We start from the raw sequence: 23,601 nt of genomic DNA on the forward strand, positions 1-23,601 counted from the left end.
GCGATGAACAGCAACTGGATGACGATCGGTCGAATCGACGACATTCCGCTGCGCGGGGCGCGTTGCGTAAAGACGCCGCAGGGCAAGGTTGCCGTGTTTCGCACGGCCGAAAACGAGGTCTTTGCAATCGAGGACCGTTGCCCGCACAAGGGCGGTCCGCTCTCCCAGGGCATCGTCCATGGCAAGGCCGTGACCTGCCCCTTGCACAACTGGGTGATCTCGCTTGAGAGCGGCCGCGCACTCGGCGCCGACGAAGGCTCCGTCGCGACACTGCCGCTGCGCAACACGGACGGCGAATTGTCCATCCTCCTGGAGAGGCGGCTGGAAGCGGCCGAGTAAACACCCCCATCCTGCATATTCCCAAGGAGGCGATGATGCTGTCAAAATCAGACGTGACCGAGATGATCTACGAGAAGAAGCGGCAGGCCGGCCTGAGCTGGGCCTCGATTGCCGAAGGGATCGGCATGAGCGAGGTATTTGTTACCTCGGCCTGCCTTGGAATGAATGCGCTGCCACGCGTGAAGGCCGATCTTCTGGTGCGCGATCTCGGTCTGCCCCAGGAATGTGCTGTCGTCCTGGCGGAGTTCCCGACCAAGGTCTGGGGTCGCGATATCCCTACCGATCCCTGCATCTACCGGCTCTACGAGATCGTTGGAGTTTACGGCGAGACCCTGAAAGAGCTCATCCAGGAGAAATGCGGTAACGGCATCATGAGCGCCATCGATTTTGACATGGTGGTGGAGAAGGTTGCCAATCCGAAGGGCGACCGCATTGAGATTCGCATGAGCGGAAAATATCTCGGTTACAATAGTTGGTGAGATGCGGGAAGCCACCATGTCCGGTGTAACCAAGACGACCTGCCCCTATTGCGGTGTCGGCTGCGGCGTGATCGCCGCAGTCGACGACGAGGGCAAGATCAGCGTGGCGGGCGATCCTGACCATCCCGCCAATTACGGAAGGCTTTGTTCGAAAGGCTCGGCGCTGGCCGAAACGCTGGATATGGACGGTCGCGCACTTTACCCTCAAGTGCATGGCGAAAGAGCCGGCTGGGACGAAGCGCTCCATCTCGTTGCCGCAAACTTCCAGCGGACAATTTCCGAGCACGGGCCGGATGCCGTCGCCTTCTATGTTTCCGGGCAGATGCTGACCGAAGACTATTATGTCGCCAACAAGCTGATGAAGGGGTTTATCGGCTCCGCCAACATAGACACCAACTCACGCCTGTGCATGGCTTCGTCCGTTGCCGGTCATCGCCGCGCCTTCGGCGCCGATACCGTCCCGGCCTGCTATGAGGACCTGGAGCTGGCGGATCTGGTGGTCCTGGTCGGCTCGAACATGGCCTGGTGCCATCCTGTCCTTTACCAGCGTCTGGCGGCGGCCAAGGCTGCCCGGCCTTCCATGAAGGTGGTGGTGATCGACCCGCGCAAAACCGCGACCAGCGACATCGCCGATCTGCATCTGACCGTGGCCGCCGATGGCGATATAGCCCTGTTCAACGGCCTTCTCACCTATCTGTCCGAGACCGGAGCGGTGGACGAAAACTACGTGTCGAGGCACACATCCGGGTTCCCCGAAGCGTTGATGGCGGCATCGCAGACAAGCATGCCAGACCTATCCGAGGCGACCGGCGTGTCCGGCATGCTCATCCGTCAGTTCTACCGTCTCTTCGGACAAACCGAGAAGGTCGTCACTTGCTACAGCCAGGGCGTCAACCAGTCTGCCGTCGGCACGGACAAGGTGAACGCCATCGTCAACTGCCATCTCGTAACCGGCCGGATCGGTCGGCCTGGAATGGGACCGCTGTCGCTGACAGGCCAGCCGAACGCCATGGGCGGGCGCGAAGTCGGCGGTCTCGCCAACATGCTCGCAGCCCATATGGCGATCGAAAACCCGATCCACCGGGATCGGGTGCAGCGCTTCTGGAGTTCACCCACCATCGCCGACAGACCCGGCCTGAAGGCCGTCGACATGTTCGAGGCGGTGGCGGACGGTCGGATCAAGGCGATCTGGATCATGTCGACCAATCCGGTTGTCTCCATGCCCGAGGCCGATGCGGTCAAGGCGGCCCTCAAGGCATGCCCCTTCGTGGTGGTCTCGGACATCCAGCAGGATACCGATACGGCCCGTCTCGCCCATGTCCTGCTTCCGGCCACCGGCTGGGGCGAAAAATCCGGCACGGTGACGAATTCTGAGCGTCGGATCTCCCGGCAGAGACCGTTCCTATCTGAGCCGGGCGAGGCCCGCGCCGACTGGTGGCAGATGGCTGAGGTGGCTAAGCGTATGGGGTTCGGCCCGGCTTTCGATTACGGCGCTCCGGGCGAGATCTTCGCCGAGCATGCAGCCCTGTCCGCCTTCGAGAACGAGGGCGAGCGCGATTTTGATATTGGCGCCCATGCCGCGATCAGCCACAGCGCCTATGACGACCTCCATCCGTTCCAGTGGCCGTCGCGCGGTGACGGATCAACTCTTGCTCGTTTCTTCGGCGATGGTGGTTTCTTCACCGCCGATCGAAGGGCCCGCTTTGTGCCGGTCGCGACGCCTGCGCTGGAAAAGACGGACGGCCGCTTTCCCTTCACCCTCAATACGGGCCGGATCCGCGATCACTGGCATACGATGACGCGGACGGGAAAGAGTGCCCGGCTCTCCGCCCATATCGCGGAGCCCTTCTGCGAGATCCATCCGGCGGACGCGGCGAACGTCAGTATCGGCGATGCCGACCTCGTGCATGTCGAAGGCGAAAACGGCAGGTCGATCATCGTGCGCGCCCTGTTGACCGAACGGCAGATGCGGGGTTCAGTCTTCGTTCCCATGCACTGGACCGGCGAGATGGCGCCGAGTGCCCGCGTCGATACGCTTGTCCCCTCCCGCGTCGATCCGGTGTCCGGCCAGCCTGCCTTGAAGATGGCGCGCGTTTCCGTTGCCCGCCAAGAGGCGCAAGCGCATGGCTTCCTGGTGACGGCGAAGCGTCCGCTCGACCTCCCGTTTGCCTATTGGGCGATCGCGAGAACCGAAGGTGGTTACCGACTGGAATTTGCAGGCGACCCGCCCGCCGATGGCTGGGAGGACTGGTTGCGGCGCAGTTTGCAGCTCGACGAGCGCCAGGACTTCTCCGGTTACCTCGACCGGCAGGCCGGGGATCACCGCCTGCTCGCCTTTGACGGAGAGCATCTGCTGGCAGCCTTGTTCGTGGCACCGGAACCGGTCAGCGTATCGCGGCAATGGGCGGTCGAGCAGCTGAAGGAGCGGCATCTGGACAGCCGCACCCGTTCCATGCTCATAGCCGGCCGTCCGGCAGCGGGGCGACCGGACAAGGGCGCGATCGTCTGCTCTTGTTTTTCGGTCGGTATCAATGAGATTAGTGCCGCCGCCCATCGCGGTTGCCGTTCTGTGGAAGCCGTCGGCCTAGTCTTGAATGCCGGAACCAATTGCGGCTCCTGCCGCCCCGAAATCAGGAGGATCCTGGATGCGACGCAAACCCTTGCAGCAGAGTGACGGAAACGAACGCATCGCAGCACTCGCCAAGCTGCCGGTCTTCTGGAACCTTTCGGGCAAGCGGGCGGTCATGGCGGGTGGATCGGATGGCGCCGCCTGGAAGGCAGAGCTTCTGCAGGCCTGCGGCGCTGAGGTAGAGCTGTACTGCGAAACCGCCGAGCTTGGCGACACGATGAAGGCGCTGGTCGAGCGGACCGGGCTGACGCATCATGACCATCCCTGGCATTGCGGTATTTTCGCCGGGGCATCGCTGGCGCTCGCCGACTGCGAGACCGAAGCCGAGGCGCAGGCCTTCTACTGCGCGGCGCGCGCGGCCGGCATTCCCGTCAATGTGATCGACAAGCCTGCCTATTGCCAGTTCCAGTTCGGCTCGATCGTCAACCGGTCGCCAGTGATCGTGTCGATCTCGACGGATGGAGCGGCACCGATTCTCGCCCAGGCGATCCGCCAGCGGATCGAAACACTGCTGCCGCCGGCGCTGAAGCAATGGGCAGGCCTTGCGCAGTCGGTGCGGGAGGCGGTCAACCGCCGGCTTTCGCCAGGTCCGGCAAGACGCCTTTTCTGGGAGCGTTTCGTTGCCCGAAGCCTCTCGACCAACGAGCCACCAGCGCAAGATACCGCGGACCGGTTGCTCGCCACCGCCGAGCAGATCGCTTCGGTTCCGAGTTTGGGATCGGTGACCCTGGTCGGTGCGGGGCCGGGAGATGCCGAACTGCTCACGCTCAAGGCCATGCGGGCGCTGCAGGCCGCCGATGTCATCCTGTTCGATGATCTTGTCTCGCCGGAGGTGCTGGAACTGGCGAGGCGTGAGGCAAAGCGGTTCCTCGTCGGCAAGAGAGGCGGACGGGAGAGCTGTCGCCAGGATGACATCAACGACATGATGGTGCGGTTCGCAAAGGACGGCAAACGCGTTGTCCGGCTTAAATCCGGGGATCCGATGATCTTCGGGCGGGCAGGCGAAGAAATCGCCCGTCTGCAAAGCGAGGGCATCGCCGTGGACGTGGTACCGGGCATCACCGCAGCGTCGGCCATGGCTGCGTCGCTGAAGACATCGCTCACCAACCGCGACCACGCCCAGCAGGTCCGCTTCGTCACGGCCCATTCGCGGGATCATGAACTGCCCCAGACCGTCGACTGGGCCTCGCTCGCCAAACCCAACCAGACCTCGGTATTCTACATGGGCGGACGCATGGCAGGCCAGATCGAGCAGAGATTGATGGACAATGGGATGACAGCTGACACGCCCGTCGTCGTGGTTTCCTCCGTCAGCCGTACGCACGAACATCGCTGGGCTGGTCCGCTCGCAAGCCTTGGCGATGCCATGCGCACGATCGGCGTCGAGGAGCCTGTGCTGATCGGGGTCGGAGATGTGTTCGGCGCGGTTGCCGGAGTATCGGATTACGCAGGATTGCCATCTCGAATTCGCAGCTGAAGCCTGTCTGCGTGAAAACGGCAACCGCTTTCCTAGCCGCTTAATCGGCTCGTCCTTGCAAACCTCACACACTTGCAATGCGATTAGCATCGCCTTTAAGACATCAGCCTCGTCCCGAGGATCGACCGTGTCCGACATGTTTGAAGGTCTGAATCGCGAAGCATGTCGCCGCCGAAGTTTGCGATAGGAGCCATTGTTACAGAGCTCTCGAGTGCCGTCGGCGCACGTCGGTCAACAGACGCGACCCGCCGCGAGTTCGTCTCCGAGCATATTCATCCGTGCCGCGCGTTTCATCGCCTCACCGAAGGCCGACATACGCTGTTCGCAAGTAACGACGGCCAAGCTGGAGCATAATTGCAAACTCTCGCCGTCATGGTCGAAGAATGGACATTTGCGATAGGCATCGGCTTGCGTCGTCATTGTGGACTTTTCAGGAGCGCCGCCTAGTTTCCATGAAAAGCGGCCGGATTGGGGCGGGATCGTCCGTCCCAATGATCCGCAAGTCGGAGCGCAGGAGGACAAATCCGCGGTATGAAAAGTTTTGTCATCAACCCCCCGGTTTTCTACGGCTCAGTCATCGTCATCGGTCTGTTTCTGGTGGTCGGCATCGCCATACCCGGGCAAGCGGGCGCTTTTTTTGGCGCCGTACAGGCATCGATCCTCGGCGCGTTCGGCTGGTTCTATCTGCTTTCCGTCGGCATATTTCTCGCATCCGTCCTGCTGCTCTGTTTTGGCCGCTTCGGACAGCTCAAGCTTGGTCCGGATGATTCCGTTCCCGATTTCCGCTTCCTGTCGTGGATCGCCATGCTGTTTGCCGCCGGCATGGGGATCGGCCTGATGTTCTACGCCGTCGGTGAACCGATGACGCATTTCATGGCGCCGCCGACGGCCGAGCCGCGTTCGGTCGCAGCCATGCGCGAAGCAATGACCGTGACCTTCTTCCATTGGGGGATCCACGCCTGGGCAATCTACGCCGTTGTCGGCCTGTCGCTTGCCTATTTCGGCTATCGCTACAACCTGCCGCTGACGATCCGTTCCGGCCTCTATCCGCTTCTCAAAAACCGTATCGATGGTCCGATCGGTCACGCGGTGGATATCTTTGCGATTGTCGGCACGATGTTTGGGATCGCCACGTCGCTCGGTGTCGGCGTCTCGCAGATCAATGCGGGTCTCAACCACCTTCTCGGCGTTCCGATCGGCATCGCTGTGCAGTTGCCGTTGATCGCAGTTGTGACCGCGATGGCGACCGTGTCGGTCGTGACCGGCCTCGACAAGGGCGTCCGCATCCTGTCGGAAACCAACCTTATCGTTGCCATCCTGTTGATGATATTCGTTCTCGTGGTTGGTCCGACCAGCCTGTTGTTTCGGGATTTCGTGCAGAACCTCGGTCTCTATTTCGACACGCTGGTCCTGCGCACATTCAACATCTACGCCTATGAGCCGACGCCCTGGGTTGATGCCTGGACCTTGTTCTACTGGGCCTGGTGGATTTCCTGGTCGCCCTTCGTCGGCATGTTCATCGCCCGCATTTCCCGCGGCAGAACGGTGCGTGAATTCGTCGTCGCCGTCCTCTTCATTCCCGCCGGGTTCACCTTCTTCTGGATGACGGTGTTTGGCAATACGGCGATGTTCATCGATACCGGCATCGCCAACGGCGCTCTCGGCGCGGCTATCGCCAACGACGTCTCAGTCGGGCTGTTCCGGTTCTTCGAGTATCTGCCGCTGCCGGCAATTACCTCGACGCTCGCGGTTCTGCTGGTGTCGATCTTCTTCATCACCTCGGCAGATTCGGGTGCGCTGGTCGTGGACTCCATTGCAGCCGGCGGCGAGACGAACACGACAACAGGACAGCGGGTTTTCTGGTGCGTTATGGAAGGTTTCGTGGCGGGGTGCCTGCTGCTCGCCGGTGGCCTGACGGCGCTGCAATCTGCTACTGTCGCCAGCGCGCTGCCGTTTGCCGTGATCATGCTCGGTCTCGTCCTTTCGCTGTATCTGGGCATGCGAGAGGACCTTGCACAGCGCGATGCGCACAACGGCGCCACACTTCCGGCTGCCCAGCCGGCATCCGGGCAGACCTGGCAGCGGAGACTGGCCCTGATGCTGGCCACCGCGACCGAAGCCGATGTCCGTCGCTTCATCGACACGCATGTGCGTCCAGCCCTTGATCAGGTCGCGCAGGAACTGACCTCCAGGGGACGGCATGCGCAGGTGGTCGATGACACGGACGGAGCGATCGTCCTGCGCTCACCCGCACAAGATGTTCGTGACTTTGTCTACGGTGTCACACCCACAAAGCAGCGCGTCGCGAGTTTTACGCCTGTGCGGGCCGGAGAGCCTGAGTTTCGCTTCGAGGCGCGGACCTATTTCTCGAGCGGCAATCGCGGGTATGACGTGATGGGGATGTCGCGCGATCAACTCATCAGCGACGTCCTGGCGCAGTTCGAACGCTATCTTCACCTGGTGCATTCGCCGGAGTTTCAGCTGGTCCACAGTGCTCCAGAACATCCATCCGGAATATAGCTGTTATGGGGGGCGGCCTCGTTGCAAGGCGCGCCTGTTACCATAACAGGTCCGACGCTCATCGTAGCGGAAGGCGGTCTGTTCGCAGACGCTTGATCCGAGGTCCCGCTACGTGGGTTGAACTCCAAAGCGGACACCAAGTGTCGCGGCAGACTGACGGGCGACGTCATTAATCCCAACTTGGCAGGCAAAGGCGTACACCTGAGACGTCGACAAGAGACGGCCCGCGACGAGCCAGAAGAGTGAGAATACCGATGACGTCACGCTGGGTTTGGCTTTTGTCGAAACTGGTCCGGAAAATCTGGTTTCGGGCAAGTCTGTTTTCCATCCTTGCCATTATCACCGCACTTGTCGCCATCGTCGCCAGTCCGTTCATTCCGGATGATCTTCCGACGAAGATTGGCGCTGACGCTGTCGATAATATACTGGGCATCATTGCCTCAAGTATGCTGACAGTCACGACATTCTCTCTCAGCACGATGGTGTCGGCCTATTCGGCTGCAACCAGCAACGTCACGCCCCGCGCGACCACGCTGGTCATGGAGGACAGCACGACGCAGAACGTGCTCGCGACCTTCATCGGCTCCTTTCTCTTCAGTCTTGTCGGGATCATCGCGTTGAGCACCGGCGCCTACGGCGACCGCGGCCGCGTCGTTCTCTTTGTTGTGACAGTTGCCGTGATTGTGCTGATTGTCGTCACGCTCTTGCGTTGGATCGACCACCTTTCCAGGCTCGGGCGTGTCACAGAAACGACCGAGAGAGTGGAAAATGTCACCATAGAGGCGATGCGGTCCCGGCGTAAGCAACCGTATCTCGGCGGAAGCCGGTTAAGCGCTTTCGAGACCATTCCGGCCACGGCGAGACCGGTCTTTGTCGATCGGATAGGGTATGTGCAGCACCTTGATACCGGCGCCCTTTCCGGCATCGCAACCGACGCGAAAGCGCAGATATACATTCACATGATTCCGGGTCAGTTTGTTGATCCGTCGACGCCGGTTGCGTGGATCGACGGCGCCGATGACGCCGAGGAGACAACGGCAATCTCCCGCTGTTTCACGGTGGGCGATACCAGGTCCTATGATCAGGACCCGCGATTTGGCGCTGCAGTTCTGTCGGAGATTGCGTCTCGCGCCCTTTCGGCGGCGACCAACGATCCCGGTACCGCGATCGATGTTCTCACGCGGACAGTGCGCGTTCTGGCTGTCTGGAACGAAACGACAGGGGAGGATGAGCATGAAGTGCCGTATCCAAATGTCTACGTGCCGGCGATCAGCCTTGACGAACTGTTTGATGATCTCTTCACACCGATCGCGCGGGACGGCGCCGGCGTTGTCGAAGTCGGGCTGAGATTGCAGAAAGTGCTGCGAATTCTCGCGACGTTTGAACATGATCGCTATCGCGAAAATGCCATACGCCACTCGAGGGAGGCCCTTGAGCGGGCCAAACATGGACTGACTTTGCCGGCGGATTTCGAGCGCGTAAAAGCCGCGGCAGAGGCGGTTGGGGGGTTGTAGCTGCGGTTGTTCAAGCGTGACGAGCGAAGCCAGCATCGCGTAATAGCGCTGTTCTGAAGGGAAAATCCATTCATCACAGGAAATCTTGATGAAGCCTTGTAACAATGTGGATTCCTGCGCGTCTTCCTGAAGCAACGTCTATTGCGGGTGGAAAGACGAAATCTATGGACCAGAACGAGGGCTTTTCCCGATCCACCTGGACGCGGCCGAAGCGTTTCGATCGCAACCTGGTGATCATTGGCGCCGGATCCGCCGGGCTGGTGTCGGCCTATATCGCTGCCGCCGCCAAGGCGAAGGTGACGCTGGTCGAGGCGAACAAGATGGGCGGCGATTGCCTGAACTATGGCTGCGTCCCCTCGAAGGCCCTGATCAAGAGCGCAAAGGTGGCGCACCAGATGCGCCATGCGGACCATTATGGCCTGGAGCCGGTCGAGCCGAAGGTGCCTTTTTCTGCGGTGATGGAGCGGATCCACAAGGTGATCGCCGAAATCGAGCCGCATGACAGCGTCGAACGCTATACGGGGCTGGGCGTCGACGTCCTGCAAGGCTACGCAAAGCTGATCGATCCCTGGACGGTGGAGATTGCCCTGAACGGAGGCGGCATGCAGCGTCTGACGACGCGCGCGATCATCATTGCGACCGGCGCCCAGGCCTTTGTGCCCCCGATACCGGGCCTCGCCGAAATTGGCTATCTCACATCCGATACCATGTGGGAGCGGCTCCGCGATCGCCCTTCTGTGCCGCAGAGGCTCGTCGTTTTGGGCGGAGGGCCGATCGGCTGCGAGCTGGCTCAGAGTTTTGCTCGACTTGGCTCCGAGGTCACGCAGATCCAGATGGCACCACGGCTGATGATGCGTGAGGATGATGATGCGGCCAGGGTCGTCGAAGCCTCGATGAAGGCGGACGGCGTCAATGTGCTGACCAGCCACAAGGCGGTCGCCTGTGGGTCGGATGCCGGTGAAAAATGGATCGAGGTCGAACAGGACGGGGCTAGGTTCCGCATCGGCTTCGACGAGATCATCGTCGCGGTCGGACGCGCCCCGCGGCTGAAGGGGTTCGGGCTCGAGTATCTCGGCATCAAGGTCGATCGTGTGGTGGAGACCAACGAATACCTCCAGACCCTTCATCCGAACATTCTCGCCGCTGGCGATGTGGCAGGGCCCTACCAGTTTACCCATGTCGCCGGACATCAGGCCTGGTTTGCCGCTGTCAATGCGCTGTTCGGTGATCTCAAGCGCTTCAAGGCTGATTACTCAGTCATTCCGTGGGCGACCTTCACCGATCCAGAAGTGGCGCGGGTGGGCTTGTCCGAGACCGAGGCAAAGGAGACGAAGATACCGCATGAGGTCACGCGTTTTGGCTTGGACGATCTCGATCGCGCGATCGCCGATGGGGCCGCCCGTGGCTTCGTCAAGGTGCTGACGGTGCCGGGCAAGGACAAGATCCTGGGTGCAACGATTGTCGGCGAGCATGCCGGCGACCTGCTGGCGGAATTCGTCTTCGCCATGAAACATGGCCATGGGCTCGGCAAGATCCTCGGCACGATCCACATTTACCCGACGCTCGCAGAGGCCAACAAGCTGGTGGCCGGTCAGTGGCGCCGCAATCACATCAACGGGTTTCTGCTCTCGCTGCTTGAACGCTTCCAGACCTGGAGGCGCGGATGATCGACGCCAAGATCCTGCCGCTGCAGAAGGCAGCTCTGCAGCCCATCGCTGCGTTTCTAGCCCATCGCGGGGTTCGTGCAGATCAGATCAGCCTCGTTGGTTTCATGGGCGGGCTCGGCGCCTTTGCCGCGCTTTGCCTCGGCTACTTTTGGGTGGCGCTTCTGCTGATCCTTGTGAACCGGGCGCTGGACGGGCTCGATGGTGCGGTTGCCCGCCTGCATGGTCCGACGGATCGTGGCGCGTATCTCGACATCGCGCTCGACATGGTCTTCTACGCGCTGATCCCGCTCGGTTTCGCGGTTGCGGTGCCCGAGATCAATGCGCTGCCCGCAGCGGTGCTGATCGTGTCCTTCGTCGGCACAGGCTCGTCCTTCCTCGCTTTCTCGGCAGTTGCGGCGAAACTCGGCCGCGAGGCCCCGGAATTTCCCACCAAGGGCATCTACTACGCCGGCGGTCTCGCCGAAGGCTTCGAGACGATCGCGGTCTTCATCGCCATGTGCCTCTTGCCTTGGCATTTCCCGCTGATTGCCTATGGATTTGCCGCGCTTTGCGGGGTGACGACCGTCATCCGCTGGCGCCAGGGCTGGGTCGCCTTTTCCGGAGATGATCGATGAGCCACGCCGTGTCCCTCTCAGAGATCCGCATTCAGCCGGTCAAGCGCGTTGCGCACCGTCAGCCGCGCTCGGTGCAGAAGTACCCGCATATTGCCCTCGGAAATGTCGAGAAGGGTGCAGACCTCCGCCGGATCGAGCTCCTGCTGGCCGCGCAGGATCAGCACCGCGCGCTGCGCCTGCGGCAGCGTTTCGATGACGGCTTCCACATGCTGCAGAACGCTTCGACCCTCGACATGGCGTTCCGGCGTCAGATTTTCCCAAAGTGCGGGCATGGTGCGCCAGTGGCCGCGCCCGTCGAACGCGTCGTTGAGGGTGCCGTCGACACCAAAATCGTCGAAGGACACCGTGCGGCCTTCGCGTCTGGCGCGGCTGCGCGCCTTGTTGATCAGGATAGTGTAGATCCAGCTTGCAAGCGATCCGCGCCCTTCGAAGAGATCGATGCGGTCGAGCACTGTTACCCAGGTGTCCTGCGCGACGTCTTCCGCGATGACACGCGAGCGTACGATGCCGTTGCAAAGGCGGATCATCGCAGCATTGTGCCGACGATAAAGCAACTCGAACGCTGCCGCATCCCCCTCGACGAGACGCAGCGCCAGAGCCCGATCATCACAATCAACCTGCGCCATGCTGCCCCCAGCCTCAGCTCAGGCGTCATTAGCAAAACAATCGCCTTCAAAGTCCAGCCGCATTCGATCCTATCAAGCCATAGTGACCACGCGGGATCTGTCGCGTCGGTACATCCGATCCCACAAGGCGTGCCGCAGCTTCACGGAAACCGCCATGATTGACAGCCGTTCCCCACAACACGGCGCGCCGCCGGATGACGAGCCCGCCACCTCGAAGGGCGCTGTCGGCAAAGGTAGCATGTGGCGTTATATGCCCTTGGTCTTCGTCATCGCCGGCCTCGCACTCGGCTATGCCTTCGGCCTGCAGGACTATCTCAGCCTCGGATTTCTTGCCGAACAACGGCAGGCTTTGAGGAGTTACGTCGACACCAATGTCCTCTGGTCGGCCGTGATCTTCCTGCTCGTCTATACCGCGGCCGTCGCCTTCTCGTTTCCGGCAGCGTCCGTGCTGACCATCTTCGGTGGTTTCCTCTTCGGCTGGATGATCGGGGGTGCGCTGGTGGCCGTTGGTGCCACGGTCGGTGCGGCGATCCTGTTCCTCGCCACGCGCTCGGCCTTCGGCAATTTTCTGCGCCACCGGGTTGATGGCGTCATCAAGAAGATGGCGGACGGTTTCCGGGAGAATGCCTTCGGCTATCTCTTCGTCATCCGTCTCGCTCCGGTCTTTCCCTTCTTCGTCGTCAATATCGCGGCTGCCCTGTTCGACATCAGCCTCGGGCGTTTCATAGCCGCCACGTTCTTCGGCATCCTGCCCGGCACTTTCGCCTATGCCTATCTCGGCCAGGGAGTTGACAGTGTGCTGGTCGCCGCGCAGGCGAGCGGAAGGCAAGCGCAGATTTCGGATCTCGTGACGCGCGATATCACGCTCGCCTTCTTCGCGCTGGCGCTGGTGGCGCTGATCCCGACGCTCGTGCGACAGATCCGCAAGCGCAGGAGTTCGCAATGAGCGTTCACTTTACCACATCCGGGGAGGGCTGAGCCATGTTTCGATGCAATGAAGTGGTCGAGCGCGCCAGCCTTCTGATCGATGGCGAGCTGGGCTTCTGGCCGCGGCTCAACATCAGGCTTCATCTGGCGATTTGCCGGGGATGCCGGGCCTTCGTCGAACAGATGCGCATCACCCATGATCTGACTGCAATGGCGGGCGCCCTGCATGATCTGGCACCAAGCGAGGAGATTGCGGCCGCGCTCGCGCGACGAAAAATGGGTCCCGGCAAGAAAGCATGAAACCCGGCGCATCTCGAAGACGTAATTCAAACAGGAGCCGCAGCGCGTCAGCGTCAGGCGGTCGACTTTCAGGGAGTAGGGCACAGAATGCGATTGATGACAGGGATTTTCGCCGCCGCTTTGATGGCAGCCACAAGTAGCTTTCCGGCGAAAGCCGCCGGCCCCGAGCTTTCCGACTGGGCAGCCGTCGAGAAGGCAGCAACCGGCCAGACGGTCTATTTCAACGCCTGGGGCGGCTCGGAAAACATCAACGCCTATCTCGAATGGGTGGGCGCCGAGATGCAGTCACGCTACGGGGTGAGCGTGGTGCAGGTGAAGCTCGAGGATACCGCAAGCGCGGTCGCCAAGGTGATCGCCGAGAAAGCCGCCGGCAAGAATGACGGCGGCTCGGTCGATCTCATCTGGATCAACGGCGAAAACTTCGTCTCGATGAAGCAGCAAGGGCTGCTCCTCACCCCCGGCTGGGCAAGCTCGCTGCCCAACTGGGCCTATGTCGATGTCGAAAACCAGCCGACCATCCTCACAGATTTCACCGAGCCGACAGAGGGCCTTGAAAGCCCCTGGGGTGGCGCGAAGATGGTTTTCTTCCATGACAGCGCGCGCACCGAAGCCTTCGCCATGCCGGACAACGCGACTGCGCTTCTCGATTGGGCGAAGAAGAACCCAGGCCGGTTTTCCTATCCCGCGCCACCGGATTTTACAGGCTCGTCCTTCCTGAAGCAGGTTTTGAGCGAGGTGATCGGCGCCCCCTCCAAACTGGCGAAGCCGGTCAGCGAAGAGACTTTTAACGCTGACGTCGAGCCGCTCTTTGCCTATCTCGACCAGTTGCATCCGGCAGCCTGGCGTTCGGGCAAGACCTTCCCGCAGAACTATTCGGATATGAAACAGAAGCTGGCCGACGGCGAACTGGAAATCATCTTCGCCTTCAATCCGTCTGAAGCCTCTGCCGGGATCAAGGCCGGCGAACTGCCCGAGACCGTGCGCTCCTTCACCTTCTCCAAAGGCACGCTCGGCAACACCCATTTCGTCGCCATTCCCTACAATGCCAATGCGAAGGAGGGGGCGCTGGTGACGGCGAACTTCCTCATCTCGCCTGAAGCACAGCTTCGCAAGCAGGACCCGACCTATTGGGGCGACCCTACCGTTCTCGCTATGTCAAAACTGCCGGAGCCGGATCGTGCCGCCTTCAAAGCGCTCGACCTCGGCGCAGCCACCCTTGCGCCGGACAAGCTCGGCCCCGTGATTGCCGAGCCGCATGCGAGCTGGATGGAGCGCATCGAGGTGGAATGGCGCCGGCGGTACGCCAGCGGCAACTGAGCCGTGACAGCCCCGGCGACCGATCGCTCTTTTTTGGACGGAATGACCGCACTTCTTCCGAGGAGTGCGGTTGCCCTCACGCTTGGCCTTCTGGTCTTGCCGATCACCTTCGGGCTCCTCGGCACGTTGCTGCCGGCCTTCGGCTATCTGCCCGCACTCGGCGGACATGACCTCAGCCTGCAACCCTTTCGAGATCTTGCGGCGACACCGGGTCTGCCAACAGCGGCAGTCTTGAGTGTAGCAACCGGCCTCGCCGCCACCCTGATTTCTCTCGGCATCACGCTGATCTTCGTTGCGAGTTACGCCGGCACACCGACGCTGTCACGCCTGCAGCATCTGCTGTCGCCTCTCCTGGCCGTGCCCCATGCGGCGGCCGCTTTCGGGCTCGCCTTCCTGATCGCGCCATCGGGTTTCCTTATTCGCCTCGTCGCGCCTCTCTTTGGCATTGATCGGCCGCCGGACATTCTTATCCCGCATGACCCGATGGGGCTGACGATGATCGCGGGCCTCGTGATCAAGGAAACACCGTTCCTGTTTCTGGTCACGTTGGCGGCCCTGCCGCAGGTGGAGCTTTCCGCTGCGCGAAGGCTTGCAGCCTCCTTCGGTTATGGGCGTATTGCGGGCTTCGTCTACCTGCTCTGGCCGTCGCTTTACCGGCAGATCCGTTTTGCCGTCTATGCCGTCATCGCCTACTCGTCCTCGGTCGTGGATGTGGCGCTGATCCTTGGTCCCAACCTGCCCGGCACGCTCGCGACCCGGCTCGTCCAGTGGATGAACGATCCGGATCTGTCCGTGCGTTTCCTCGCCTCGGCCGGTGCCGTCCTGCAACTGGGCGTCACCTTGGCAGGATTGCTCTTCTGGTTTGTTCTCGAGAGGCTGGCCGCGGTCCTCCTGCGCGCGTCGCGGGAAAGGGGATGGCGGTTCGTTCGCGACCAGTTCCTGCGCCGCGTTTCGATCCTGGTCGTCGGCCTGATCGGCGGTGCCGTTTTTGCAGGCCTCGCCATTCTGGCCATCTGGTCTCTCGCCGGTCTCTGGCAGTTTCCCGATCTCCTGCCGCAGAGTTTTACGTTGAGGAGCTGGATGAGTGCCTTGCCGCGCATTGGCGATCCGCTGGTGACGACATTGGTGACGGGTTTCGCCTCGACGCTGCTGGCCATCCTCTTGACCATCGGCTGCCTGGAGCGGGAGATTCAGACGGGACGCAGCGCGAGCCAGAAGGCGCTGTTGATGCTCTACCTGCCGCTGATCGTGCCGCAGATCACCTTCGTTTTCGGCCTGCAGCTGCTTTTCATCGGCAGTGGTGGCGGCGAATACAGGCTGACAGCCCTCGTGCTCGTGCACCTGGTCTTTGTGCTGCCTTATGTCTTCCTCTCGCTCGCCGATCCCTGGCGCGCGCTCGATCGTCGGTACGAGATCATCGCCACGGCCCTCGGCCGGTCACGGCTGTCGGTGCTCGTGTCGATCCGCCTGCCCATGCTGATCCGTCCGATCCTGACAGCGCTTGCCCTTGGCTTTGCCGTCTCGGTTGGGCAGTATCTGCCAACCCTCCTGATTGCGGAGGGGCGGCTCTCGACCATCACCACGGAGGCCGTCGCTCTAGCCTCCGGCAACAACCGCCGAGTCATCGGAGTCTATGCCCTGCTGCAGACCATCGTGCCTTTTCTCGCCTTCGCGCTCCTCGCGCTGATCCCCTCAGCGCTCCACCGCAACCGCCGGGAGATGAGGGTCTGATGATGCTCCAGCGACAGCCGACCAACGGCCTCTCCCTTTCGAACGTGCTGATCCGGATGGGTGATGTCAGCCTGATTGCGCTGACCGCGGAGGTTCCTCCCGGTTCAGTCTTCACCGTCATGGGACCATCGGGATCGGGCAAATCCACCTTGCTGTCTTTCATCGGTGGGTTCCTCGATCCGGTATTCGACGCTAAAGGTAAGGTCTCCGTCGATGGTGTCGATCTCCTGTCGCTGGAGCCGCAAGCCCGTCGCGCCGGAATCCTGTTTCAAGACCCGCTGCTCTTCCCGCATATGTCTGTTGGTGCCAATGTCGCCTTCGCCATTCCGGCAGATGTACGAGATCGCCGCCGCCGCCGACAAATCGCGGCAGACATTCTCGCCGACATGAACCTTGCAGATTTTGCGGACCGGGACCCGGCCACGCTCTCTGGCGGACAAAAGGGCCGGGTGGCGCTTGCCCGCGTTCTCGTCTCCCGGCCCAGATTGCTTTTGCTCGACGAACCCTTCTCCAAGCTCGACATGGAGCTGCGCGCCCAGATGCGAACCCTAGTGTTCGAGCGCGCAAGGACCGCCGGCCTGCCGGTCATTCTCGTCACCCATGACGATGCCGACGCCGAGGCCGCTGGCGGTCCCGTTCATCGGATCGGCATGAACGGAGCGTCTCATGACTGAGACGAGCGCGAAAAACCCAGTCGTGCTTCTCGGTGGTGGCCACGCCCATGTCGAGGTGGTGCGCCTTCTGGGGCAGATGGGTCTCGGCGCGCAGCTCACGCTGGTTTCGCCGTCTCGCTATGCGCCCTATTCCGGCATGCTTCCGGGCCATATCTCGGGGGAATATGGTTTCGACGATTTCCACATCGATCTGGCGACCTTGTGCGCGCGTTCTCGCGTCACCTTTGCCGAAACCACGGCGACCGCTATCGACCCGGAACGCCGCGTCGTCTCGCTCGCGAGCGGCCAAAGCCTCGGCTACGGTCTGCTCTCGATCGATATAGGCTCCACCCCTATACTGCCCGACGGCATATCGGCCGGCATCTCCGTAAAGCCGATCGCAAGCTTTGCCGATCGCCTTGCCCGGCTCGATGCGCTGGCCGCAGAAGGACGGCTCTCAACGCTCGCGGTCGTCGGGCAGGGGGTGGCAGGCGTGGAGGTCGCCTTTGCGCTCAGACGCCGGTTTTCCGGACGAGACATCCGCATAATACTCGTCGGACGGGCAGCGGAGCCGGTTCCGGAGCGCAGTCGGCGGGCGCGGCATTTGTTGGAGCGGGAATTGCGAAGGGCGGCCATCGCCCATCACCCCGCGTTCGATGTCGTCGCTTTCCACGACGCTGAACTCATCGCCCGTGATGGGCGGCGGCTCGCAGCAGATCAGGTCATCTGGACGACGTCGAGCGGCGCACCAGGCTTCTTGCGCGAGACCGGCCTTCTCCTCGACCAAAACGGTTTCATTCGCGTGGATGATACGCTGCGATCCCTTTCGCATCCGGATGTCTTCGCTGCCGGCGACGTCGCATCTCTGCCGAGCCCCCGTCCAAAGGCCGGCGTGTTTGCCGTGCGCCAAGGACCGGTCCTGGCCGAGAACATCCGCCGCAGCCTCTGCGGAGAAGCCCCGCTATCTTATCAACCGCAACGGCAATGGCTGGCACTGATCTCTCTCGCCGACGGGCGGGCCATCGCCGACAAGTGGAACATAGCCGTGGCCGGCCGCTGGGTGGCCAAGTGGAAGCATCGCATCGACAGCCGCTTCATGCGGAAATATCGGGAGTGAAGCGATGAGCGGGCCGCTTTCGACTTCCTCATCCCAGCCCGAGGCTTCCCCGTTCTGTTTACTTCCTGCAGCCTTTCGATGTGGAAGCATACCTGGAGTGTGGTAACTAGATCTTCAGGTTAAGGAAGCCCGACTGCGTACTACTGAACGCACTCGTTCAGGTGCTCAGCGATTGACGACGGATTTCCAGGCAATTTCGACTATGAGATAAGCATACTCAACATCGCAGCTAACTTTGAAAGGTTAAGCGAACGGATCGACGCCTCTTCGAAATTGAGTAACCTTTAGCTGACGGTTGGCGTTGCAGTCAAAGCATGAGGTCTTACTGTCCAGTCCGCCAGTGGAGCGTTCTTAGGTGTGTTTGATTCCAGGCGATTTCCACATTTCCCCCTCACAATTACGAGTGTCTTTCTCGTTTTTCGGACTGCGGAAGTCGCTGCGCTAGCGCCGTTTCCCTGATCCAGTTCCTCTCTAACATTTGGGCATCAATCATCTTCTTTATATACGACTGTTGTCCTGGGGAAGGATGGAAAGAGGATGCATTGATTACAAACAACAGGGTGCGCATTGCGGACAATTGCGGCATTGACGCATGTTTGACTGCGAGCAAGACCCACTAGAACCGCGGCATGCGGCGCGCCTTCGTCGAACAACGAGATAGGCGCCGGGGAGGCGGTGTCACAGGGTGAAACATCGTTAAGATTTAGTGCACTATCTCAACTGCCCTCATCCGGAATGTTCAACACCTCTCCACAGGCCTTGCAATGCACCGCGTCTGCGTCATGGCGTTGCAGAGCGCAGCGCGGGCAGGGAAACGTGACCTTGTGCGGCCTGACGATCGCCTGCGCCAGCCGGACAAACAGCGAGATGCCGATGATCATGGTGAAGACGGATGTCAGCTTGCCGACCGTTCCCGGAAGCGTGATATCTCCGAAACCGGTCGTGGTGACCGTTGCCACCGTGAAGTAGAGCGCGTCGATGAAACCTTCGCTTCCGTCACGATTGTAGAAGAACGTGGTGTAAACGAACCCGGTCATCAGAAACAGGAACACCAGGAAGTTCAGCACGGCGCGCACGACGTCCAGATAGGACACGCAGCCCGCACGCCGCAGAACCTCCTTCAGCAAGGGGCTTTGTCCGATGGCCCAAAGGCGCATGACGCGAAGAAAGGCAAAGTTGAACAGCGCGTCGGGGAAAAGCAGCGTCACCAGGAGAACGAGATCGATCCAGGTCAACGGCCTTGCGAGCCAGTGGCGCAGTGACGGCGCTGCGACGGCGCGGACCATGAGCTCCAACCCGATCCAGGCTGCGATGATGTAATCGACGATCAGATAGGACGGGCTGGACCGAAGATACGGGCCGAGCAGGAAGAATGCCAGGATCGCCAGATCGACGACCGCAAATGCAGCCTGCATGGCGATGGCGTTCCGACCCGTAGGGCGCTCGAGCAACCGCACGCAGTCCCTGAACTTGATCCGGTCGCTTCTTTTTTCGACAATTTTCATGAGGTCCAGATAGATCGAAAGGAGATGTCATCAAGCGTACGCACAAAAACACGTTGCTGACCGCGCCAGTAGCAAATTGCGGAGCCCTTGCTCAACTGGTTTTCAAGGCAGCGATCAGCGCCCGCAACGCCGGCGGGGATTGTCGACGGCTCGGGTGATAAAGATGAAAACCCGGGAATTTCGGACACCAGTCGGTGAGGACCTGGATGAGCTTGCCCGACGCAATATCCTCCGCCACGTCATGCTCCATAATGTAACCGAGTCCGGCGCCCGCTCGTACGGCTGCAGCCGGAAGATCGCCGTCGTTGGCGACCAGAGGCCCGCGGGTGCGGATCTTGATTTCCTTGTCACCCCTCTGGAATTCCCAGGGAAGAAGTCCGCCCGATGTCTTCAGCCGATAACCGATGCAGGCATGACGGTCGAGATCATAGGGTGTCAGGGGAGGCGGGTATCTCTCGAAATAGGAGGGAGTGCCGACGACCACCGTCCTCAGGTCCGGGCCGATCTTGACTGCGATCATGTCCTTTTCGACCGTTTCTCCCAGCCGGATGCCCGCATCGAAACCGGCCGCGACGATGTCGGTCAAGCCATCATCGATGTTGACCTCCACGCGCACATCCGGGTTTGCAAGCAGGAATCCCGGCAGTTTCGGGAGAAGCACGATCCTGGCCGCATAGGCAAAGGTGGTGATCCGCACTGTGCCAGACGGGTTGTCGCGCCATTCAGCCATTGCCTGCAGGCCGTCTTCTATCTCCGCCAGCGCCGGGTTCAGTGATCGAAGCAACCGCTCGCCCGCTTCCGTCGGAGACACGCTGCGTGTCGTGCGCGCCAGAAGCCGAACGCCCAGCCTTTCTTCCAGCCCGCGCATCGCATGGCTGAGTGCCGATGGCGACATGGCGAGGATCGCGGCCGCACGGGTAAAGCTGCACTCTCGTGCGACCGTCGCGAACGCCATGAGATCATTGAGGTGGTTGCGTTCCATTGCTGCATGCTGTTCACAAGTTCATGCCGCCCGCAACCTCTAATCGGCAGGAGCAGGTGTTGCTAGGTTCTTCGTCATCACCAGCATGGAGAAGACGCATGGATCTCACGCATTACCGCACACTCGGCAAATCCGGACTGATCGTCAGCCCGCTCGCGCTCGGAACGATGACGTTCGGCGCCGGTCGGTGGGGCGCCGGTGAAAAGACGTCGCGTGATTTGTTCGATACCTATACCGACGCTGGCGGCAACTTCGTCGATACCGCCGACATCTATTCGGGCGGCGAAAGCGAAACCATGCTCGGCACTTTCATGAAGGACAAAGGCAACCGGGATCGTCTGGTGATCGCCACCAAGTCCGGTTTTTCCCGCGCGCGGGGCACGCCTCTCTGGGGTGGGAATGGCGCGAAAAACATCCGGCTCGGGATGGAGGGTTCGCTGCGGCGGATGAAAACCGATTATATCGACATGTACTGGATCCATGTCTGGGATCGTACGACGCCCGCCGAGGAGGTGCTGCAGACCCTGGCGGACGCGGTGCACGCCGGAAAGATCCTGCATTACGGCTTTTCCAACACGCCGGCCTGGTATGTCGCCAAGATCGCAACACTTGCGGAAGCGCACGGCCTTCCGAAGCCGATCGGCCTGCAGTACAGTTATTCGCTCATCGACAGAGGCGTCGAGCTCGATGTTATCCCGGCAGGTGCCGAGTTCGGCTTGGGGCTCGTTCCCTGGAGCCCGCTCGCTGCCGGCTTGCTGTCCGGCAAGTATGGTCGCGACAAGATTGCCGATGCGGGGCGCGCCACAGCGATGCCCGATAGCGGTGCACCGACGAGCGAGGGAGACAGCGACGGCCGGTTAAACGGGGACAATCCGTTTGGGGGCATGTTGTTTACCGAGCGCAACTTCGACGTGGTCGATGTGGTGAAGACGGTCGCAGACGAGATCGGCCGTTCCCCGGCGGAAGTTGCGCTTGCCTGGGTTGTCAACCGACCCGGCGTGTCCTCGGTTCTGATCGGTGCGAGCCGAGTCGCCCAACTCACGGAGAACGTCGCGTCGCTCGCAATCACACTGAGTGATGATCATTTGCAACGGCTGGAACAGGCAACGATGCTGCCGCTCCTCAATCCGTATTTCATCTTCCAAATCCCACGGGAAACATTGTTCGGCGGTCAGGCGGTTCAACCCTTCGCACCGTCCTGACGGGCAGGACCCTTGCCGATGTTTTACCGTTGTCGGCCGGGATATCGAGCGGGCTGATCCCCTTGCCCCCAGATTGCGTGCGGTATTTGCGCGAAAACAACCGGTCGGTTCTTGCCGACCGGGAGGCTGCTGCTAAGCTTCGGGCAAGTGTGCGCAGAGCGGATCGATACCGCGCACCGATCGGCATCAATCGGGAGTTCGAAATAACAGCATGGCGCGTCGCGACAAACTCAAGCTTGGCACATTCGTCTATACCTTCGGCTTTCATCCCGCTTCATGGCTGCATCCTGATAGCGATGTGAACGGCGCCAATGATTTCGCCCATCTCCTCAACGTCGCGAAACAGTCCGAGGCGGCCAAGTTCGATTTCATGTTCATGGCGGACTCTCCCGCGGCCGCTGTCGGCGATCCGGCAGCCCTGGCGCGACAGCCGACCAAGATGAACCGTTTCGAGCCGCTTTCGCTTCTCTCGGCGCTCGCGGTTTCCACCGAAAAGCTCGGTCTGGTCGCGACCGTTTCGACCAGTTATTACGAACCCTACAACGTCGCGCGCATCTTTGCCTCGATCGATCATTTGAGCGGCGGCCGCGCCTGCTGGAATGTCGTGACATCAGATCACAACGAGACGGGCTATAACTTCAACCGCGACGGACTCGATCCCCACGCCCTGCGCTACGAGCGGGGTGCGGAATTCGTCGATGTCGTTTTCGGTCTGTGGGACAGTTTCGAGGCGGACGCGCTCAAGCTCGATCGCGAGACCGGGATCTATTACGACAAGGATAAGCTGCATACGCTCAACCATGTGGGCAAGCATTTCCAGGTCCGGGGTCCCCTCAACATCGCACGTTCGCCCCAGGGCCGCCCGGTGATTGCTCAGGCCGGCGGGTCGGAGCCCGGCATGGATCTTGCCGCGCGCACCTCGGAGATCGTCTTCAGTCTCGCCTCCAACATCGATCGCAACCGGGCCTTCTATAAGAACGTCAAGGATCGCATGCCCGCCTACGGTCGGGATCCTGACGATCTCAAGATCATGCCGGGCATTGTCATCAACGTCGGAGAGACCGAAGCCGAAGCGCAGGCCAAGGTCGATTTCATGATCGACAAGCTGCATCCCGATGTCGGTCGGCTGATGCTGTCGGAATTTCTTGAGGCGGATCTCGCAGGCGTTCCTCTCGACCAGCCGTTCCCCATGGACCGTCTGCCCGAGACGCCACGCGGTTCGCGGGCGCTGTTCGACGAGCTTGTGGATTTCGTCAAAAGCGGCCGGACGGTCGGCGAGCTGATCCGTCACTATGCGGAAAAGCACACCGGCAATGGTATCACCGGGACGCCCACCCAGATTGCCGACTTCATGGAGGAATGGTTCGAGACCCGGGCAGCCGACGGCTTTATCCTGATGTTCCCGACCCTGCCGTCCAGCCTCGATGATTTCGTCAAACTGGTGCTCCCGGAACTGCGCCGCCGCGGTCTCTTCCGTGACGAGTACGAAGGAAAGACGCTGCGCGAGAACCTTGGTCTCTCTATGCCGGCCAATCGCTTCACCGCCGCGCGTGAATCATGAGCGTGAAAGGGTGCTGACAGCCCCCTTGCGCGTAAAACTGCAAATTATCGTGTTAATTCAGAGCCTTGCATTTTTCTTGAAGTTTTTGCGACGACCCCTGTTGACTTGTTCCGGGGCTCGGATCTATAACCCGCTCACTGAACGAGGGCGGCGGCGCTGCTAGCGACGGACTTCTTCGTTTCGGTGAAAACCTAAAAAGATTGGCGGATGCTGATTGGGGCCGGGTTACGGTTTGGCTCTTGGGTTTTTGACGTTTTAGCCTTTTGGGGCGGGAGCGTCGGTTCTTTGACAATTGAATATGAGAAGAAAGAGAAACGTGGTCGGCGGTCTCGCAGGATGGACTTAGGTTCATCTGTTAGAAGACAAATGACGGTCACGTTTTGATATGAGAACACCAGATTGGTTTTCGCAGTGATGCGGGAATTAATCGAGAGAGTTCTC

Annotated in this window: 21 protein-coding genes; 16 read left to right on the forward strand and 5 right to left on the reverse strand. The window is 61.0% G+C overall.

Annotated features, from left to right (window positions below):
• Window positions 1-3 precede the first annotated feature (3 nt).
• From nirD to cysG, 4 genes are read left to right on the forward strand one after another with little or no spacing between them, the layout of a single operon-like run.
• On the forward strand, window positions 4-339 hold the full coding sequence (nirD, locus tag ASG19_RS22690) for a nitrite reductase small subunit NirD (RefSeq protein WP_062463257.1): 336 nt from the start codon (window positions 4-6) through the stop codon (window positions 337-339).
• A gap of 35 nt (window positions 340-374) precedes the next feature.
• Entirely contained in the window at window positions 375-818 is a 444-nt protein-coding gene (gene cynS, locus ASG19_RS22695; RefSeq protein WP_062463338.1) for a cyanase, read from the forward strand.
• Between the two features lie 16 nt (window positions 819-834).
• A complete protein-coding gene (locus ASG19_RS22700; protein ID WP_062463342.1) occupies window positions 835-3,492 on the forward strand; it encodes a nitrate reductase in 2,658 nt (885 codons plus the stop codon).
• Complete coding sequence (gene cysG, locus ASG19_RS22705) at window positions 3,464-4,924, forward strand: siroheme synthase CysG (RefSeq protein ID WP_062463260.1); 1,461 nt, start codon at window positions 3,464-3,466, stop codon at window positions 4,922-4,924. The genes ASG19_RS22700 and cysG overlap by 29 nt, the downstream gene beginning before the upstream one ends.
• Window positions 4,925-5,155: 231 nt before the next feature.
• Here cysG and ASG19_RS24140 read toward each other — a convergent pair whose 3' ends face one another.
• A complete protein-coding gene (locus ASG19_RS24140; RefSeq protein ID WP_062463263.1) occupies window positions 5,156-5,344 on the reverse strand; it encodes a hypothetical protein in 189 nt (62 codons plus the stop codon).
• Window positions 5,345-5,455: 111 nt separating this feature from the next.
• Between ASG19_RS24140 and ASG19_RS22715 the strand changes: the two genes are divergently transcribed.
• The 4 genes from ASG19_RS22715 to ASG19_RS22730 all read left to right on the forward strand — a co-directional run bounded on the left by ASG19_RS22715 (window position 5,456) and on the right by ASG19_RS22730 (window position 11,239).
• Window positions 5,456-7,444, forward strand: a complete 1,989-nt coding sequence (locus ASG19_RS22715; RefSeq protein WP_062463266.1) for a BCCT family transporter — start codon at window positions 5,456-5,458, stop codon at window positions 7,442-7,444.
• A gap of 254 nt (window positions 7,445-7,698) precedes the next feature.
• Window positions 7,699-8,958, forward strand: a complete 1,260-nt coding sequence (locus ASG19_RS22720; RefSeq protein ID WP_062463269.1) for a DUF2254 domain-containing protein — start codon at window positions 7,699-7,701, stop codon at window positions 8,956-8,958.
• A 164-nt stretch (window positions 8,959-9,122) separates the two neighbouring features.
• Window positions 9,123-10,625: an FAD-dependent oxidoreductase gene (locus tag ASG19_RS22725; protein ID WP_062463272.1), complete on the forward strand. Its 1,503-nt coding sequence runs from the start codon at window positions 9,123-9,125 to the stop codon at window positions 10,623-10,625.
• Window positions 10,622-11,239: a CDP-alcohol phosphatidyltransferase family protein gene (locus ASG19_RS22730; protein ID WP_062463275.1), complete on the forward strand. Its 618-nt coding sequence runs from the start codon at window positions 10,622-10,624 to the stop codon at window positions 11,237-11,239. Before ASG19_RS22725 ends, ASG19_RS22730 begins: the two co-directional genes overlap by 4 nt.
• Before the next feature lie 17 nt (window positions 11,240-11,256).
• Here the strand turns inward: ASG19_RS22730 and ASG19_RS22735 are convergent, their stop codons facing one another.
• A complete protein-coding gene (locus ASG19_RS22735) occupies window positions 11,257-11,865 on the reverse strand; it encodes a sigma-70 family RNA polymerase sigma factor (RefSeq protein ID WP_062463278.1) in 609 nt (202 codons plus the stop codon).
• A gap of 154 nt (window positions 11,866-12,019) precedes the next feature.
• Here ASG19_RS22735 and ASG19_RS22740 point away from each other — a divergent pair, with 154 nt between their 5' ends.
• The 6 genes from ASG19_RS22740 (at window position 12,020) to ASG19_RS22765 (ending at window position 17,910) form a co-directional block, all read left to right on the forward strand.
• Complete coding sequence (locus tag ASG19_RS22740; RefSeq protein WP_062463281.1) at window positions 12,020-12,811, forward strand: TVP38/TMEM64 family protein; 792 nt, start codon at window positions 12,020-12,022, stop codon at window positions 12,809-12,811.
• A gap of 35 nt (window positions 12,812-12,846) precedes the next feature.
• Window positions 12,847-13,092 carry a zf-HC2 domain-containing protein gene (locus tag ASG19_RS22745; protein WP_062463284.1) on the forward strand — a complete coding sequence of 82 codons (246 nt, stop codon included), beginning with the start codon at window positions 12,847-12,849 and terminating at the stop codon, window positions 13,090-13,092.
• A gap of 96 nt (window positions 13,093-13,188) precedes the next feature.
• On the forward strand, window positions 13,189-14,409 hold the full coding sequence (locus ASG19_RS22750; RefSeq protein WP_062463286.1) for an ABC transporter substrate-binding protein: 1,221 nt from the start codon (window positions 13,189-13,191) through the stop codon (window positions 14,407-14,409).
• A 42-nt stretch (window positions 14,410-14,451) separates the two neighbouring features.
• Entirely contained in the window at window positions 14,452-16,140 is a 1,689-nt protein-coding gene (locus ASG19_RS22755) for an ABC transporter permease subunit (RefSeq protein ID WP_062463289.1), read from the forward strand.
• A gap of 2 nt (window positions 16,141-16,142) precedes the next feature.
• Window positions 16,143-16,814, forward strand: coding sequence for an ATP-binding cassette domain-containing protein (locus ASG19_RS22760; RefSeq protein ID WP_062463348.1), 672 nt, complete (start codon window positions 16,143-16,145; stop codon window positions 16,812-16,814).
• Window positions 16,807-17,910, forward strand: coding sequence for an FAD-dependent oxidoreductase (locus ASG19_RS22765; RefSeq protein ID WP_062463295.1), 1,104 nt, complete (start codon window positions 16,807-16,809; stop codon window positions 17,908-17,910). The genes ASG19_RS22760 and ASG19_RS22765 overlap by 8 nt, the downstream gene beginning before the upstream one ends.
• Window positions 17,911-18,626: 716 nt before the next feature.
• Here ASG19_RS22765 and ASG19_RS22770 read toward each other — a convergent pair.
• Together ASG19_RS22770 and ASG19_RS22775 are read right to left on the reverse strand one after the other, a co-directional pair.
• Window positions 18,627-19,415: a potassium channel family protein gene (locus ASG19_RS22770; RefSeq protein WP_062463298.1), complete on the reverse strand. Its 789-nt coding sequence runs from the start codon at window positions 19,413-19,415 to the stop codon at window positions 18,627-18,629.
• Window positions 19,416-19,506: 91 nt separating this feature from the next.
• Window positions 19,507-20,397, reverse strand: a complete 891-nt coding sequence (locus ASG19_RS22775) for a LysR family transcriptional regulator (protein ID WP_062463301.1) — start codon at window positions 20,395-20,397, stop codon at window positions 19,507-19,509.
• Window positions 20,398-20,495: 98 nt separating this feature from the next.
• Between ASG19_RS22775 and ASG19_RS22780 the strand changes: the two genes are divergently transcribed.
• Together ASG19_RS22780 and ASG19_RS22785 are read left to right on the forward strand one after the other, a co-directional pair.
• The gene (locus tag ASG19_RS22780) at window positions 20,496-21,599 is read left to right on the forward strand and encodes an aldo/keto reductase (RefSeq protein ID WP_062463303.1); all 1,104 of its coding nucleotides are present in this window, start codon (window positions 20,496-20,498) and stop codon (window positions 21,597-21,599) included.
• Window positions 21,600-21,810: 211 nt separating this feature from the next.
• Window positions 21,811-23,160, forward strand: a complete 1,350-nt coding sequence (locus tag ASG19_RS22785; RefSeq protein ID WP_062463306.1) for an LLM class flavin-dependent oxidoreductase — start codon at window positions 21,811-21,813, stop codon at window positions 23,158-23,160.
• 191 nt (window positions 23,161-23,351) lie between these two features.
• Here the strand turns inward: ASG19_RS22785 and ASG19_RS24345 are convergent.
• Window positions 23,352-23,601, reverse strand: a 250-nt coding sequence (locus ASG19_RS24345) for a hypothetical protein (RefSeq protein WP_210168451.1), incomplete at its 5' end; no start/stop codon positions are given.

The organism is Rhizobium sp. Leaf306, assembly GCF_001423425.1.
Classification (GTDB): Bacteria; Pseudomonadota; Alphaproteobacteria; order Rhizobiales; family Rhizobiaceae; genus Neorhizobium; species Neorhizobium soli.

Excerpts from the sequence above, each read along its gene's own strand:
- nirD (WP_062463257.1), top strand. The coding sequence starts at position 4 with ATGAACAGCAACTGGATGACGATCGGTCGAATCGACGACATTCCGCTG.
- cynS (WP_062463338.1), top strand. The coding sequence starts at position 375 with ATGCTGTCAAAATCAGACGTGACCGAGATGATCTACGAGAAGAAGCGG.
- ASG19_RS22700 (WP_062463342.1), top strand. The coding sequence starts at position 835 with ATGTCCGGTGTAACCAAGACGACCTGCCCCTATTGCGGTGTCGGCTGC.
- cysG (WP_062463260.1), top strand. The coding sequence starts at position 3,464 with ATGCGACGCAAACCCTTGCAGCAGAGTGACGGAAACGAACGCATCGCA.
- ASG19_RS24140 (WP_062463263.1), bottom strand. The coding sequence starts at position 5,344 with ATGACGACGCAAGCCGATGCCTATCGCAAATGTCCATTCTTCGACCAT.
- ASG19_RS22715 (WP_062463266.1), top strand. The coding sequence starts at position 5,456 with ATGAAAAGTTTTGTCATCAACCCCCCGGTTTTCTACGGCTCAGTCATC.
- ASG19_RS22720 (WP_062463269.1), top strand. The coding sequence starts at position 7,699 with ATGACGTCACGCTGGGTTTGGCTTTTGTCGAAACTGGTCCGGAAAATC.
- ASG19_RS22725 (WP_062463272.1), top strand. The coding sequence starts at position 9,123 with ATGGACCAGAACGAGGGCTTTTCCCGATCCACCTGGACGCGGCCGAAG.
- ASG19_RS22730 (WP_062463275.1), top strand. The coding sequence starts at position 10,622 with ATGATCGACGCCAAGATCCTGCCGCTGCAGAAGGCAGCTCTGCAGCCC.
- ASG19_RS22735 (WP_062463278.1), bottom strand. The coding sequence starts at position 11,865 with ATGGCGCAGGTTGATTGTGATGATCGGGCTCTGGCGCTGCGTCTCGTC.
- ASG19_RS22740 (WP_062463281.1), top strand. The coding sequence starts at position 12,020 with ATGATTGACAGCCGTTCCCCACAACACGGCGCGCCGCCGGATGACGAG.
- ASG19_RS22745 (WP_062463284.1), top strand. The coding sequence starts at position 12,847 with ATGTTTCGATGCAATGAAGTGGTCGAGCGCGCCAGCCTTCTGATCGAT.
- ASG19_RS22750 (WP_062463286.1), top strand. The coding sequence starts at position 13,189 with ATGACAGGGATTTTCGCCGCCGCTTTGATGGCAGCCACAAGTAGCTTT.
- ASG19_RS22755 (WP_062463289.1), top strand. The coding sequence starts at position 14,452 with ATGACCGCACTTCTTCCGAGGAGTGCGGTTGCCCTCACGCTTGGCCTT.
- ASG19_RS22760 (WP_062463348.1), top strand. The coding sequence starts at position 16,143 with ATGCTCCAGCGACAGCCGACCAACGGCCTCTCCCTTTCGAACGTGCTG.
- ASG19_RS22765 (WP_062463295.1), top strand. The coding sequence starts at position 16,807 with ATGACTGAGACGAGCGCGAAAAACCCAGTCGTGCTTCTCGGTGGTGGC.
- ASG19_RS22770 (WP_062463298.1), bottom strand. The coding sequence starts at position 19,415 with ATGAAAATTGTCGAAAAAAGAAGCGACCGGATCAAGTTCAGGGACTGC.
- ASG19_RS22775 (WP_062463301.1), bottom strand. The coding sequence starts at position 20,397 with ATGGAACGCAACCACCTCAATGATCTCATGGCGTTCGCGACGGTCGCA.
- ASG19_RS22780 (WP_062463303.1), top strand. The coding sequence starts at position 20,496 with ATGGATCTCACGCATTACCGCACACTCGGCAAATCCGGACTGATCGTC.
- ASG19_RS22785 (WP_062463306.1), top strand. The coding sequence starts at position 21,811 with ATGGCGCGTCGCGACAAACTCAAGCTTGGCACATTCGTCTATACCTTC.